This window comes from Gemmatimonadota bacterium (assembly GCA_026705765.1).
GTDB lineage: Bacteria > Latescibacterota > UBA2968 > UBA2968 > UBA2968 > VXRD01.
Genome location: JAPPAB010000041.1, coordinates 1 through 14,815, shown reverse-complemented (window position 1 = coordinate 14,815; position 14,815 = coordinate 1). Strand labels below are relative to the sequence as shown.

The window sequence follows — 14,815 nt, the reverse complement described above, 5'->3', positions numbered from 1 at the left end:
CTCTACGCACACGACGGAGTCAGAACGCACCGGCACAACCTCATCTACTATTACGCCGACGGATGTGGACACGAAGGCGCCTCGGACGACGCCCGAGAACCAGAATGGGAATTATTTGACCTGGACAAAGACCCGTATGAACTGAACAGCGTCTATCACAATCCAGAATACGCAGAAATAGTCGCCGAACTAAAAGACGAACTCCACCGCTTGCAGGACGAAGTGGGAGATGAGCGATATGAGAAAGACGTGTAAGAGGAATCTTTAATGTCTAACGTAGTATTCATCATGACCGACAACCAGGGGGCGTGGACCCTGGGCTGTTATGGCAATCCGGACATCCGAACCCCCAACATCGACAGACTCGCAAATGAGGGAATTCGGTTCTCAAACGCCTATTGCGTAAACTCTGTCTGCTCGCCCAGCCGCGCCACATTCATGACCGGACTGATCCCCTCTCAGCACGGCGTACACTGTTACCTCGGCGGAGAAAAACCAGACGCTCAAATGGGACCAGACGCGTACTGCACCATTCGCGAATTTGCAAACCTCCCCCGCGTCATGGCAGATGCGGGCTATGTATGCGGACTGAGCGGAAAATGGCACCTCGGAGACAGCCTGCGGCCCCAGGAAGGATTCTCATACTGGTTTACCCGGCCAAAGGGACACACCACCACATTTTACGACGACGAATGGATCTGGCAGAACCGCGTTTATACCGAACCGCGATACACAACCGAAGCCATAACAGAACACGCCCTGGACTTCCTGCAACAAAACCACCACCAACCATTCTTCCTCTACGTAGCGTACAACGGTCCCTATGGCCTGGGAACAAGCATGCTGGAAACACATCTCAACCAACATACCGAATATTACGCGGACAAAGAACTGCCGAGCTTCCCCAGAGAACCAGTACATCCCTGGCTGCGCAGCAATCGGGACATGATCAACAACCCGGTAAGCATTCGCGGATATGCCGCAGCGGTAAGCGGAGTAGATGACGGGGTAGGCGAAATAACAAACGCCCTAAAAGAATACGGCCTGGAAGAAGACACACTGGTAATTTTCACAGCAGATCAGGGCTGGTGTGGCGGACACCACGGAATGTGGGGCATGGGAGACCACGCCCGACCACTACATACATTTGAAGAAACCATCCACATCCCACTGATATTCCGCCAGCCCGGACGGATACCGTCGGGCAGGATATTTGAAGGGCGAACATGCAACTACGACTTCTTCCCCTCCGTACTGGACCATCTGGAATTGCGGGAACGGATCGCCGACAACCCCAATCTCCCCGGCACAAGTTATGCCCCAGCACTTATAGGAAAAGAAATGACCTGGAATAATGAAATATTCCACGAATTTGAAAACATGCGCCTGGTGCGAAATGACCGCTGGAAATACACCTGGCGTCACCCAGATGGCCCGGATGAGCTATACGATATGCAGACCGACCCAGGAGAACGCAACAACCTGGCGAACCGCTCCCACACAACAGTCATCAACGAATGTCGCAACCGCATCCAGAACTTCTTCGACCAGTATGCAGACCCCCAGTACGACCTGTGGCGTGGGGGACGCTCCAAAGCGGGGCGAATCGGATAATTAGTCGGCCGCCTGCGCGTCCATTCCTCCAGTGGATCGAGCTCGTGGAAAAGTCATCACCGCGACCTGTCGCAATAGCCCCCGCAGATCGTCCAGAAAGGTGTAGAAAAGCGGCACCACAAACAGAGTGAGAAGCGTAGAACAGAGCAGCCCACCCATCATGGTGCGACCCAGAGGCGCGTAAGGTGTCCCCAGCATAGAACTGTTCCCCAGTGCCATAGGCATCAAACCAAACACCGTGGTAAACGTCGTCATCAAAATCGGCCGGAACCGATTAAACCCGGCTTCCAGAATGGCCTCGTCACGTGCCATCCCCTCCGCGCGAAGTCGATTAATCATATCCACCAGCACAATGGCATTGTTCACCACGACCCCAATCAATACAATAAGTCCCACCTGCGCCATCGGATTCATCGCTGTATCCCACAAGTAGAGCGTCCAATAGACCCCCAGAAAAGAAAACGGGACAGCCAGCAACACTGAAAAAGGCAGAATAATGGATTCGAAGAGCACCCCCATGAGCAAAAATACGAAGATGATGGCCAGAAAGATTGCAAAATTCATCATGTCATTTTCTTCTCGATACCGCTGTCCCTCCGTACCCCGATCCCAGCTATACCCATAGGGAAGCGACATGCCGTCCATCACCCGATCAATATCTGTGAAGAGCGTCTTTAGATCATCCTCCATGGTAAAACACTTCAGCCTAATTCGCATCTTTCCGTCAATCCGCCGAATGGTCCCTGGCCCTTCGGTCACCTTGAATGAAGCAAAGGCGGACAGGGGAATACTCTGCCCGTCCCTGGAGGTAAACATATAATTTTTCAACTGCGCCACCTGCTGCCGATCCATCTCTCGCAACCGGAGCCGAACTTCCACTTCCCGGTCGTCCGACGTGTAACGCGGCAGAAAGGTCCCACGAAGTTGAAATCCGATACTCTGCCCCACTTCCTGCGCATTAACCCCGTATTTTTTAGCCCGCTCCCGATTGATCACGACCTGCACCTCTGGTTCGGCCCGCTCCAGATCGTTTTCGATGTTCACAATCTCAGGGATGGTCTGTAGCCGACGTTCCGCCTCCTCCACCAGGGGGATCAGCCCCTCCTGATCTTCACCGTAGAGAAATACCTTGATATTGGCATCGGTGTTCACCGCCTGTGAATTGTTGGTATTCACAGACCTTCGGACGCCCACATGCTTGGGGAAATTCTCCTTCATATCTTTGATCACATCCTTTTTGCTCATGCGCTGATCCAGAGGAAAGCCAATTTTCGCCCTCGTATCTCGATAAACCGTGTACCACCATTCCTCGGCGTCCTGATGATGGAGAAAAGCCTGGATACGCAGACCCGTTTTCCAGTAACTCAGCCGGATCGTTCGAACCCCATAGAGTTCCCGTCTGGCTTCAAAATAGGCCTCGTATTCGGCCCCCAGCTTGCTGATATCCTCAAAGGTGAAAAAAGGCGGCGGATAGGCCCGAACATAGACCTCATTGAGATTAAATCCGCCCGCGTTGGCCGTCTTCACCTTTTCCAGCGGATAAAGCATGGTGGCCATCATCCCCACCACAATCAAGGTCGTATCTCGCCGGTGCGTCACGGTCCAGGATAACATGCGGTGATAAGTGTCTCGCATCCAGCGAATCACCCTCAGGTCTGCCTTAATATCGCGCCCGCCAAATCGCTTGGCCGCAAGTGGGATAAATAACAGGGCGACAAACAAAGACCCGACAAGCGCCACCACCACAGGCATTCCGATGCGGGCGAGTTGGAAGGTGAGGTTCCTGCTTCCACTCATTAAGATCAGGGGCAAAAAAACGACCACGGTGGTTAAGGTGGCCATTGTAATGGCCAGCCCCACCTCACTGGCACCACCAATAGACGCTTCGTGGGGCGCGTCACCCTTCGCCCGCCTCCGGTAGATATTTTCAACAATCACAATCGCATTATCGACCACCATCCCCACCCCCACCATCAGCCCCATCATCGTGAAGAGATTGAGCGTCCATCCCACAAAATACAACGCCGTCGTCGTGATCATCAAACAAAGCGGAATAGCCAGCGTGATCAACGCGGTCATGCGCATAGACCTGAGGAATAACAGCAGCACCAGCGCGGCGAAAAACCCACCCCATAGGCCGGTGTTCCGCAGATTGCGGATCGACTCTCCGACCACCTTGCCCTGGTTAAAAAAAGCGTCAAATTCGATATCCGTTCTGCTCTCAATCTGGTCTAAAGCGGCCTGGACCCGGTTGCACACATCCACCAAATTTTCGCCGGGTTCCCGAAACACGCCAAGATTGATGGCGGGCTTGCCGTCGATGCGCTGATACCACTGCCGATCGGGCACATCGTAAGCCACTCGGGCCACATCTTTTAAGCGAACTTCGCTGTCCTGGGTTGGGATCAGGATATTTTCTATCTCCGACAGGCTGTGGTATTTCGCCATGGAGCGGACGAAAAATTTCTTGCCACCTTCCTGGACATAGCCTCCTGTGAGCGAGAAATTGTCTGATCGCAGCCCCATCACCAGTTGGAAGGGCTGCACCCCTCGCGTCACCATCTTTTCCACATCGATCTCCACCAGTACCTCGTTGCGATTCACCCCCCACAACTGCACCTGAGCTACCCCTTCCAGTCGCTCCAGGGGCCTTTTGATGTGGAGATCGGAAAAATAATACGGATCTTCTACCCCATCGGGCAGTGCCACCCCCACCCACATCACCTCCATGTCGGTATCTGGATTCCACTTCCACACAAAGGTGTGATCCCGCACCTCCTCGGGCAGGTCGATCTTCGCCCGGTCCAGGCGATCCACCAGTTGATTATAAGCCAGTTGCATATTTGCATCTTCCCGCAGCCAGACCCCCATCCACAGGCCCCACTGAGAACTTGCGAAACTTTCAAAGCCTCTGACCCCCTTCACCGTGCGGATGTGCTCCTCAACGGGCCTTCGAATTTGCCTGTCAATCTCCTGGGGCGCCAGGCCCGGAAAATCTACCCCGACCCAGAGCCATCGGTTTTCCCAGCCACTGGGGAAGGCCTGCGATTGAAGTCGAACATAAGACACCAGACCCACCACCAGCAACGCCACAAGCGTCACCGTGACCATCACCGGACGCGTGACCGAGATGCGCGGCAAAAAAGAAGAATGGGTTTTCAAGGCATTTCTCCTTAGTCCAGGGCGGATTTTCTGACCTATCTATTCATCCGACAAAGTAATACATCCAAAAGTTTCGCAACCATGCCATTTACATCAACTTCCGAGATGCATCCTACTTCAATAAGGAGAAAAAAGAAAAACCCATTATTAAATGGGTTGTGTAAAATACCTCTGATATGGATAGGCCAGACCGATGGGTCTGCCCTTTTTGATGGGCGCAGGCGCTTCTTTACCCCTCCCAAATCAGTGCCAGCGCGCCCGTATAGCTATGCACAAAATTGCGCCCACCCACAGGTGCCAGTTCTGAATTGCCAAAAAAGCCAGCCATCGGAAAAGCGCCCAGGTGTTTTCGAATCACCAGAACATCGTGATCGGGCTGTCCGTAAAGCCCAAATCCGCGTCCCATACAGTTAAAATACAAACCACATGTATTGGACGGGCGCCCGACAGACTGCCGCAACTCCTGCATCACCTTCACCATATCCTCGTGCCCTGCATGGGGCGTGCGCCGATTAAATTGAATGGTCTGCCCCACAGACACCTGTTCATTAACCGCAATTGCGCCCGAATGCTCGTCGATATGCGTCAGACTGCGAATTAAAAAATCACCTCGTCCCCGTTCAATTGCGTATTCATCCATCGCCAGACCCACAAAAATATTGTTGCGCAAATCGGCCCTCTCCTCTGCCGAAAGCGTATTGAGTGCCTCCTTCAGCGCATCAATAGCCGGAACAAATGCAATCTGATGAATCACATTGCCCTCGGCTCTGGTAATCGCATAAGCCTGCCCAAACGGCTGGCAACCTTGTGCCACTCCCGTAGCCACCTTGACCCCCGTCATCAACGCCCCCACCACGCCGTGTTCACCAATCCACCGGCCACACCATTGCAATGTCTGAGGCGACGCCGATCCCCACGGCCACGGATTGCCCGATGCAACGCCTCCCACAATGGGCACATCGCCAGCCACCTCGGCAATCTGTTCCAGACAGACCGCCGGATTGGCGTAAATCCCACACATAAGCACCAGCAACGCATCCTCTGTTCCCTGAACTACCATCTGCTCGCCAATACGAACCCCTGCATCGTCACCCTCAGCCACAAGAGGTGTTACTTCAAGATGGTCTCCCCCCAACACCAGCACAGCCACCCCTGGCTCGCGATCATTTTCTCGGGCATCCGTCAAAACGCCCATGCCACTGCATCCAAATACAGCCTCTGTCTCCACCCGATCAATAACAACATCGACCATGGCAGCCGCATCGCCCATGTGGTGATAGGTCAAAAAAAGAAACGCAGCATCAACAGCGGCATCGCCCATACCCTTCAAAGCTTCAGACAAAGCGGCATCAACCGCGTACATGCCATCGGCATCATTTGAATGTCCAGCCCCGGATCGCAGCATATCTTCTCCATAAGAAGCGCGAATAGACGAATAGACGAATAGCGAACACACCGATTTTGGGAGGATGGGCGAGGTTCGTTGATTCGTTGATTCGCTGATTCTCAATATAGAGGCAAAAAACCGCAGATCAAACAATTTCCGAACCGATCTTTTTTAGCAAACGTATTGGATTTGCTCTCCTTGCTTTATTATTAGAACAATACTTGCCACACCCATGTAAATACCTTATATTAAATTGCTCTAAAATTATAGCTCTAAACCCCTTTAAAAGCACCCCAAAGAGCCTTCCCAATGAATCTGAATCACAGCCTCCACAACGACACAGTAAAACACGTCGATCTCTCTTTTTACGTCGAAGTAAAAAAAGACAATCCCGTTGGCCAGGTCATCGCCAAAATGCAGAATAGTCAGCGCAAATGCGCGCTGGTCATGGACCATGGCAAACTGATCGGCATTTTTACAGCGCACGATATTGCCCGCCGCGTGATCGATCAATCCGAAGTAATCAACGAGCCTATAGAAGCGATCATGACCCCCGATCCGCTCACCCTGCAATCGGATACCACACTAATCGAAGCCATCCGATTTATGAGCGACAAGCCCCACCGCTACATGCCCGTTGTAGATGCAGACGGGCGCGTCCTGGGCACACTGACACACTATGCCATCATCAAATACATGAGCGATCACTTCCCAGAAGAAATCTACAACCTACCGCCAACCCCCGACCACTTTGCCAGCGCTCGGGCTGGTGCCTAAAATACTTCAGGAGGATTTATGGCCGAAATAGACATCGAAGAAACGGCCGAATCGGCGCTTTTTGAACTGTCCGAAATCGAATCCATTGCCATTCGCTTTGCAGGTGATTCCGGCGATGGCAGTCAGCTCATCGGCAAAGAATTTGCCAACACCTCGGCAATTGTCGGCAATGACATCAGTACCCTGCCGGACTTTCCCGCTGAAATCCGCGCGCCCGCTGGCACATTGCCCGGCGTTAGCGGATTTCAAATCCACATATCCAGCGAAGACATATACACCCCCGGCGACGAGCCTCAAGTCCTCGTTGCGATGAACCCGGCAGCACTCAAAGCCAATATCAACGACCTCCCAGACGGCGGTATCGTCATTGCCAACACAGACAACTTCACGCGCAACAACCTGCGCAAAGCCGGATACGACGGCGACCCCCTCGAAGGCAATGATCTCTCCAATTACCGCGTAGTCAAAGTACCCCTCACCACGCTGCACAAAGAAGCTGTCGCACACGTTGAGGGCCTGAGCAATCGCCAGATTGACATGATGAAAAACTTCTTTGCACTGGGCCTGTCCTACTGGATATTTGACCGCCCAATCGAGCCGACCATTCGCATGCTCGAAAAGAAATTTCAGGGCAAAGACGAAATCATCGACGGCAACGTCAGCACCCTGAAAGCCGGCTACAACTTTGGCGAAACAGTCGAAGAATTTCAGGTTCAGTACCAGGTCAAAAAAGCTGTCGTCTCACCGGGCACTTATCGCGCCGTCACAGGTACACAGGCCACGGCAATAGGCATGGTCACCGCGGCTCACAAAGCGGGCAAAACCCTCTTTTACGGCAGCTATCCCATCACGCCTGCCAGCGCAGTGCTCGAAGAATTGGCCGCATTGAAAAATTTTGACGTGCGAACCTTTCAAGCAGAAGATGAAATTTCCGCATTGGGCTCAGTCATTGGCGCTGCTTTCGGCGGCGCGTTTGCCGCCACGGGCACCAGTGGTCCCGGCATCGCACTGAAAAGCGAAGCCATGAACCTCGCCCTGATGATGGAATTGCCCCTCGTTATCTGCGACTTTCAGCGCGGCGGTCCCAGCACGGGTATGCCCACCAAAACAGAGCAATCGGACCTGCTCCAATGCATGTTTGGTCGCAATGGCGACAGTCCCATCCCCATTGTTTCACCGGCCACGCCCTCAGACTGCTTTGACATGATCATCGAAGCGTTTCGCATCGCCGTTGAAACCATGAGCCCGGTTATTTTCCTCTCCGATGGATACCTCAACACCAGTGCTGAACCGTGGAAAATTCCCGATCCGGATGATATTCCGACCATACAGACCGAGCACAGAACCGATCCCGAGGGCTTCTTGCCCTATCTCCGAGATCCAAAAACCCTATCTCGCCCCTGGGTATTGCCGGGCACGCCGGGCCTTGAACACAGACTGGGTGGACTGGGCAAAGAAGACGGCACGGGCAATGTATCCTATGACCCGGATGACAACCAGCACATGGCGAACATACGCGCCGAACGCCTGGCGCGCATCGCCGACCGCATACCACTCCAACACGTCATGGGTCCCAAATCGGGCGATCTGCTCGTCCTGGGCTGGGGATGTACTTATGGTGCGATCCGCTCAGCAGTGCGCCGAATGCGACAGCAGGGCTATTCGGTTGCCGCAGCGCATCTGCGCTATCTCAACCCATTCCCCAAAAATCTGGGCGCGATACTATCGAGTTACAAAACCGTACTCGTGCCCGAACTCAACATGGGACAGTTGTCTTTGCTACTCCAGGCCAAATATCCCACACAGGTCATCGTCCCCTTCAATAAAGTTCAGGGATTGCCCTTCAAAATTACAGAAATCGCCGACAAAATTGACGAAATACTGGGTGCTCCAAAGAGCGCATCGTTATAGAGGATTCCAAACATGGCAGACGCTATTGAAACACTGACGCGAAAAGACTTCGTATCCGACCAGGAAGTGCGCTGGTGCCCCGGTTGTGGTGATTACGCCATCCTCGCACAGATGCAGCGCGTGTTGCCCGAAATGGGCATTGCGCGGGAAGATATGGTCTTTATATCGGGCATCGGTTGCTCCAGCCGCTTCCCCTATTACATGAACACGTACGGTCTGCACACCATTCACGGTCGCGCAGCAACCGTAGCGACTGGCCTCAAAGTGGCCAATCCCGACCTCCACGTATGGGTAATCACCGGCGATGGCGACAGCCTATCCATAGGCGGCAATCACCTGTTGCATGTGCTGCGTCGCAACGTCGATCTCAACATCATACTCTTCAACAATGCGATCTACGGCCTCACCAAAGGACAATACTCACCTACATCGCCGCCGGGCACGCGCACCTATTCGTCGCCCATGGGCTCTGTGGAACAGGACTTCAATGCCATATCCGTTGCCCTGGCAGCCGAAGCCACCTTTGTCGCCCGCAGTGTTGACCGCAACACCAAGCACATGGCCGAGATCCTCAAACGCGCCACCGAACACCGCGGCACGTCCTTTGTCGAAATTTACCAGAACTGCAATATCTACAACGACGGTGCCTGGTTTTTTGCCACTGAGGCAGATGTCAAAGACGATCAGACCGTCATTCTGGAACACGGCCAACCCATCATTTTTGGCAAAGACCGCGACAAAGGCATCCGCGTCAATGGACTCGCGCCCGAAGTCGTGACCCTGGGCAATGGTGTGTCGGAAAGCGACTTGCTCACACACGACGAAACCCTGGACAATCCAGCCCATGCGTATTTACTCAGCCGCCTCACACATCCGGACTATCCCGTACCATTCGGCGTATTCCGTTGTGTCGAACGTCCAATTTACGAAGAGCAAATCATCGCACAGGGTCGCCAGGCGGTTGAAGAACGCGGCGCAGGCGACCTCAATGCACTGTATCACGCGACAGACACCTGGATTGTTCCCGAAGGCCCCGACGCCGAAACCGTGCAAGAAGTCCACGAAGAATTGCCCACATCGAACATCATTCCCGATATCGAACAAGAAGACCCCATGGCACCGCGCACCGCGCTTCAACAACTGCTCTACGATCCGATCTCATCCCTCGACCTGCCAGCCCCCGAATGCGTATCCGCTGAGACCTCGGTAGCCGATGCCGTCGAGACCATGCGCAGCAAAAATCTGGGGTGTTTGCTGGTCGTTGACAAACAGGGCTTGTTGCGCGGCATATTCGCACAGGGCGATCTCTTTGAAAAAGTTGCCGGACGCGATATAGACCTGACAAAAATAACGGTCGATAGCCTGATGACCAAAGACCCCACCGCATTGAAAACATCTGATCCCATCGGTCATCTCCTGCACCTGATGTCTCTGCACGGCTTCCGCCACATACCCATTGTAGATCCCGATGGGCGTCCCGTGGGCCTGGCATCCTTCAAAGTCATGCTCAAATTCACCGGCGGCCTCTTCTCAGACGGCATATCGCCCAATTAACGCGCGTCAACATCACCGCGCAAAAAGAGTCCGCGAGGTGCTTGCGGACTCTTTTTTGTTGAAAAAAAATGACCGCTGGCATTATCGGCGTTGCCGACTGCCAGCACATAAAAGAAGGAAACACGCCGTGAGCACCGCTGCCGAACGCGACTATCTGTTGGGAACAAATGACGCTGAACTGCACCGCTTGCAAGCGCAACACAATACATGGCGAGCTAAAACCACAGACTTGTGGGATCGCGCCTCCTTTCGCGCTGGACAAACGATTCTCGACCTCGGTTGTGGCCCGGGCTTTACGAGTTTAGAACTGGCCGAGCGCGTGGGTGCAGATGGGCGCGTTCTGGCCGTGGATGGATCAAAAAAATTCGCGGATATTCTCCGACACCGCGCTGCATCAGCCAGTATAACGCAAATCGAGGTCGTCGTAGCGGATGTCCGCACCCTTGACCTGCCAGCCGCTTCTATAGACGCTGCGTTCGCCCGTTGGCTACTCTGCTTCATAGAAGAGCCACAAAAGGTGATTGAGCAGGTAGCCCGCACGCTTAAAAGGGGCGGTCGTCTGCTCGTTATGGATTACTGCGCTTATGGGGCATTTGTCGCCCAGATCCAATACCCCCACTTGCAGCGCGTGCTACAGGCGGTACACAGGAGCTTCGGCGATGGACTCAAAATCGGCGATAAACTGCCCCAACTCATGGAATGTTGTGGCCTGGAAGTCGCGGAAGTCGTTCCTATCGGCGGCATTGCCCGCCCGGGCAACCGCATCTGGTGCTGGATAGAAGATTTCCTGCGCATGTATTTGCCTGAACTCGTGGCATGCGGCGCATTGCGCGAAGAAGATTGCGCGGCGCACTGGGAAGAATGGCAAACAAATGCCCGCGACCCACAAGCCACTATTTCATCGCCATCAATGACCGGCGTAATTGGCGTCAAGGTCTAAGTTTGGAGGAAAAATGAACGACATTCGCATTGGTATCATCGGCTCAGGCGGTATGGCGAGTCGCCACGCCCAGAGCTTTTCCCAAACAGACGGCTTTGAACTCGTTGCCATTGCTGCGCGAAACATAGAAACCGGGCCAGCGCTTGCCAACAAGCACAGTATAGATTACTTGCCGACCTATCGGGAAATGCTCAAACGCGACGACATCGACGCCATCGCAATATGCACCTACAACGATACCCACAGCGAAATCGCCCTGGCCGCGCTCGATGCAAACAAACACGTTTTTACCGAATATCCCGCAGCGCGCAATATCGATGAAGCGCGGCAATTGCTTTCCAAAATTGACCACTCATCCCGCGTCCTCCGCGTGGGCCACAACGAAGTACTCTCGCCCTCTCACCGGACACTCAAACGACAAACAGCCCAAACGGGAAATCTCATAACCGCACTATTCACCCGCCTCACCCCGGGCCGCGGTCAACGTCCTGAAATCCTCTTTAATATTTCCATATCGGGTCCACCAGCCCTCTTTTTTGTCTATAATATCTATCCAATCGTCGATTGTTTTGGTCCCGCCACCTGGATTGAAGCCGCAGCCCACTATGAAAATCTGCGCGATGACAGCACCTACGACAGCTTTGCAAATTCTGTCACAGTCGGTTTTGAAAACGGCGGTATTGGGCAATGGAACTGGGCCGGAGGCATCGAAATTTCCAATGCCGAAGAATATCGCCGTATTGTCATGACAGACGGGACGCTCATCAACAGAGGCGATGGCTGGCACCTCTCGACAAAATCAGGCGAACACGACCTGCCCGCAGCCGAACCATCGGACATCACAATCCAAACCCAATTCCTCAACGACATCCACAATGGCAACTGGCAAACCGACGCCCGTACGGCCATCAACGCCGCGCTAATCGGTCTCGCAGCCGAACGATCAATGCAAGAAAATCGCCGCGTGACCCTCTCAGAACTTCTGTAAAAGCACAAAATATGCGTGACAGTCTGCGTTGTTTCGCGTATCATGAAGGTCAAAGTATATTTGATTATAAAATTTAGAGGGCTTGACAATGACAATAAACCAAATAAAAAAAATCGCCAGTCCAGCGTGTCGAGAATTTGGAGTAAAAAGATTAGATCTTTTTGGATCTCTGAGCCAAGGCAAAGGAACTACTGACAGTGATGTGGATTTAATAGTGGAGTTTGAAAATCCTACTATACACCCTTCAAAAAGATTTTTTGGACTCCTTCACCATCTTGAAGATGAATTAAAATGCAATGTTGATCTCCTTACGTTCAACGGACTCAAGAACCCTTACTTTCGTCGTAGCATCCTTAATGAGAGGGTGAACATCTATGGAGGCTGAGATACTCAAATATCTCTACGATATCAAAGATGCGGCCTCGGCAATTCTCAAGTTTGTCCAGGACAAAACCTATGACGATTATCGTGAAGACGATTTGCTCAAGAGTGGTGTTGAACGAAAATTCGAAATTATTGGTGAAGCCCTGAATAGAATAAAACGAAATAATCTACAAATACTCGATAAAATACGGGATCATCGCAGTATCATCTCATTCAGAAATATTCTCGCGCATGATTACAATAGTGTTGATCACACAATTGTGTGGGGAATCATAGAAGAAAACTTGGATAATCTTTATGCAGATGTGGTAAAATTATTGGAAGAAGCAGAGCAAAAAAATAAATCACCTGACGAATGATCCATTCCCATTAATGAAAAAAATCATGACCCAAATCACCACTCTAAGCGACCTGGACTACCAGGCCAAAGACATCGACCTTCAACGCGCTGCCGAGACATTCAAAACGCATGGCGCAATAGTCGTGCGGGGATTACTCCACGAATACATCGACGCGCTTCACCGCGACATCGAAGCCACAGCCAGGCAATCCCTCGCCCTCCTCGATCAAGCCAGCGCAATCCCTGAAGGATGGCGCACACCCAACAACACCCTCTTTATACCTGCGCCTGAAAACTACGAACGCGACCGACAAATCATGGTCCTGGGCATCAACTACCACACCAGCGCGACCTTCTTTCGCTCGGCATTTCACCCGCCCACCCTCGACATCGTCGAAGCCATCCTCGGTCCCAACATCGAACTCTACGGCAACGGGCAATGCCTCTATAAAGAACCCGTCGGAGGCCATCCCAAACACCTGCACCAGGACTCGGCCTATTTTGAACACCGGTACGAAGGACCTGTAGGCATCCTCACCTACGTCGTCCCCACCGACCTCAACAACGGTGCCCTCCACGTGGTCCCCGGCTCTCACAAACTGGGACAACTCGACCACATCGACACCTTCTCGCACCTGGGACTGGCAGACCGCGAATGGCCCTGGGAGCGCGCCCTCCCAATACCCGGTCAACCCGGCGACGCCATCTTCTTCCACGTCAAAACCGTCCACGGCTCCAAACAGAACCACTCGGATAAACCCCGCCCCGTCTTCATACACCGCTACCGCAGAGCCGATGACTACGTCGTCATACGCGGCACCACCACAAAAAACCGCGCAGAATCGTCAAAGCGTCCAGTAAAAGAAAAAAACGAAAACGGATTGATGGTACGCGGTTTTCGTCGGACTTGACTTTATTGCTTAATCTATATATCGTCCATAGTCTATATATCGTCCTTTATGGAGTCTGCTTATGCACGCCCTTCATCTATATAGGGCCAACGCAAGTTTTAAAAGATTTTTCGTCATAGTAGATATAGAAACACATACATGCTGAGATTTGCTGAAGAAATACTGCTGATGCTTCACAACGAAGATCGAGGTGATTTTGCACCCGGTCTTGCACCAGACACTTTGAACATCGTCCTCGCTGGTGCCGTATTGATGGATTTGGCTTTAGAAGAGCGCATCGATACCGACCTCGATCATCTCTATTTAGTTGATGCCACGCCTCTCGAAGACGACCTGCTCGATCCCACCCTTGCCGACATCGCGCGCGATACGGACACACGAGACACCAACTATTGGCTCGCACAAACGACCAAACGGGGCGACGAAATCCGCGATAAAGCACTTGCCCGGTTGGTCAACCGGGGCATATTGGAAGCTGAGTCAGAAGATATCTTTCTCCTCTCGCGCCTGGTGTCGCGCTCCCGCCGCTATCCAACCATTGATGGAAAAACATTAGAAGAAGTCCGATTACGCATTATGCGCGTACTGTACACCGATGAAATTCCATATCCGCGCGACATTGTCATTATCTGCCTGGCAGATGCCTGCGGCGTTTTCAAGAATATTTTATCCCAGTCAGAACTATCGGAGGTACAAGACCGGATCGAACTGATTCGAAAAATGGACCTGATCGGCCAATCGGTTACCAAAGCGATCCGCGAGCATGAGCCTCCTACCCCTGTCCCTACTCCACGCAAGGAGATACCTCAGGCACCGGGGTTGCCGCTTATTGGCAACGCCATCGGCA

At 52.8% G+C, this 14,815-nt stretch carries 13 protein-coding genes and 1 pseudogene; 12 read left to right on the top strand and 2 right to left on the bottom strand.

Going from position 1 to position 14,815, the window contains the following annotated elements:
* Both OXH16_05010 and OXH16_05005 read left to right on the top strand, forming a co-directional pair.
* Positions 1-255 (top strand): DUF4976 domain-containing protein (locus tag OXH16_05010; protein MCY3680733.1); only part of this gene is annotated, 255 nt, incomplete at its 5' end.
* Between the two features lie 12 nt (positions 256-267).
* The gene (locus OXH16_05005; GenBank protein MCY3680732.1) at positions 268-1,614 is read left to right on the top strand and encodes a sulfatase-like hydrolase/transferase; all 1,347 of its coding nucleotides are present in this window, start codon (positions 268-270) and stop codon (positions 1,612-1,614) included.
* On the opposite strand, the gene OXH16_05000 is transcribed toward OXH16_05005, so the two are convergent.
* Both OXH16_05000 and OXH16_04995 read right to left on the bottom strand, forming a co-directional pair.
* Positions 1,615-4,776: an efflux RND transporter permease subunit gene (locus OXH16_05000; GenBank protein MCY3680731.1), complete on the bottom strand. Its 3,162-nt coding sequence runs from the start codon at positions 4,774-4,776 to the stop codon at positions 1,615-1,617.
* Between the two features lie 229 nt (positions 4,777-5,005).
* Positions 5,006-6,181, bottom strand: coding sequence for an FIST C-terminal domain-containing protein (locus OXH16_04995; protein MCY3680730.1), 1,176 nt, complete (start codon positions 6,179-6,181; stop codon positions 5,006-5,008).
* A gap of 291 nt (positions 6,182-6,472) precedes the next feature.
* Here OXH16_04995 and OXH16_04990 point away from each other — a divergent pair, with 291 nt between their 5' ends.
* The 10 genes and pseudogenes from OXH16_04990 to OXH16_04945 form a co-directional block, all read left to right on the top strand.
* Positions 6,473-6,940, top strand: a complete 468-nt coding sequence (locus OXH16_04990) for a CBS domain-containing protein (GenBank protein MCY3680729.1) — start codon at positions 6,473-6,475, stop codon at positions 6,938-6,940.
* Between the two features lie 18 nt (positions 6,941-6,958).
* The gene (locus tag OXH16_04985; GenBank protein MCY3680728.1) at positions 6,959-8,851 is read left to right on the top strand and encodes a 2-oxoacid:acceptor oxidoreductase subunit alpha; all 1,893 of its coding nucleotides are present in this window, start codon (positions 6,959-6,961) and stop codon (positions 8,849-8,851) included.
* Between the two features lie 12 nt (positions 8,852-8,863).
* Positions 8,864-9,874 (top strand): annotated as a pseudogene (locus OXH16_04980) (2-oxoacid:ferredoxin oxidoreductase subunit beta).
* Between the two features lie 90 nt (positions 9,875-9,964).
* Positions 9,965-10,405 carry a CBS domain-containing protein gene (locus tag OXH16_04975; protein ID MCY3680727.1) on the top strand — a complete coding sequence of 147 codons (441 nt, stop codon included), beginning with the start codon at positions 9,965-9,967 and terminating at the stop codon, positions 10,403-10,405.
* Between the two features lie 127 nt (positions 10,406-10,532).
* On the top strand, positions 10,533-11,345 hold the full coding sequence (locus OXH16_04970; GenBank protein MCY3680726.1) for a methyltransferase domain-containing protein: 813 nt from the start codon (positions 10,533-10,535) through the stop codon (positions 11,343-11,345).
* Positions 11,346-11,358: 13 nt separating this feature from the next.
* The gene (locus tag OXH16_04965; protein MCY3680725.1) at positions 11,359-12,333 is read left to right on the top strand and encodes a Gfo/Idh/MocA family oxidoreductase; all 975 of its coding nucleotides are present in this window, start codon (positions 11,359-11,361) and stop codon (positions 12,331-12,333) included.
* An 88-nt stretch (positions 12,334-12,421) separates the two neighbouring features.
* Entirely contained in the window at positions 12,422-12,718 is a 297-nt protein-coding gene (locus OXH16_04960; GenBank protein MCY3680724.1) for a nucleotidyltransferase domain-containing protein, read from the top strand.
* On the top strand, positions 12,708-13,076 hold the full coding sequence (locus OXH16_04955; GenBank protein ID MCY3680723.1) for a DUF86 domain-containing protein: 369 nt from the start codon (positions 12,708-12,710) through the stop codon (positions 13,074-13,076). The genes OXH16_04960 and OXH16_04955 overlap by 11 nt, the downstream gene beginning before the upstream one ends.
* Positions 13,077-13,101: 25 nt before the next feature.
* On the top strand, positions 13,102-13,968 hold the full coding sequence (locus OXH16_04950; protein ID MCY3680722.1) for a phytanoyl-CoA dioxygenase family protein: 867 nt from the start codon (positions 13,102-13,104) through the stop codon (positions 13,966-13,968).
* 138 nt (positions 13,969-14,106) lie between these two features.
* The coding region (locus OXH16_04945) for a GPP34 family phosphoprotein (protein MCY3680721.1) at positions 14,107-14,815 on the top strand (709 nt) is incomplete at its 3' end.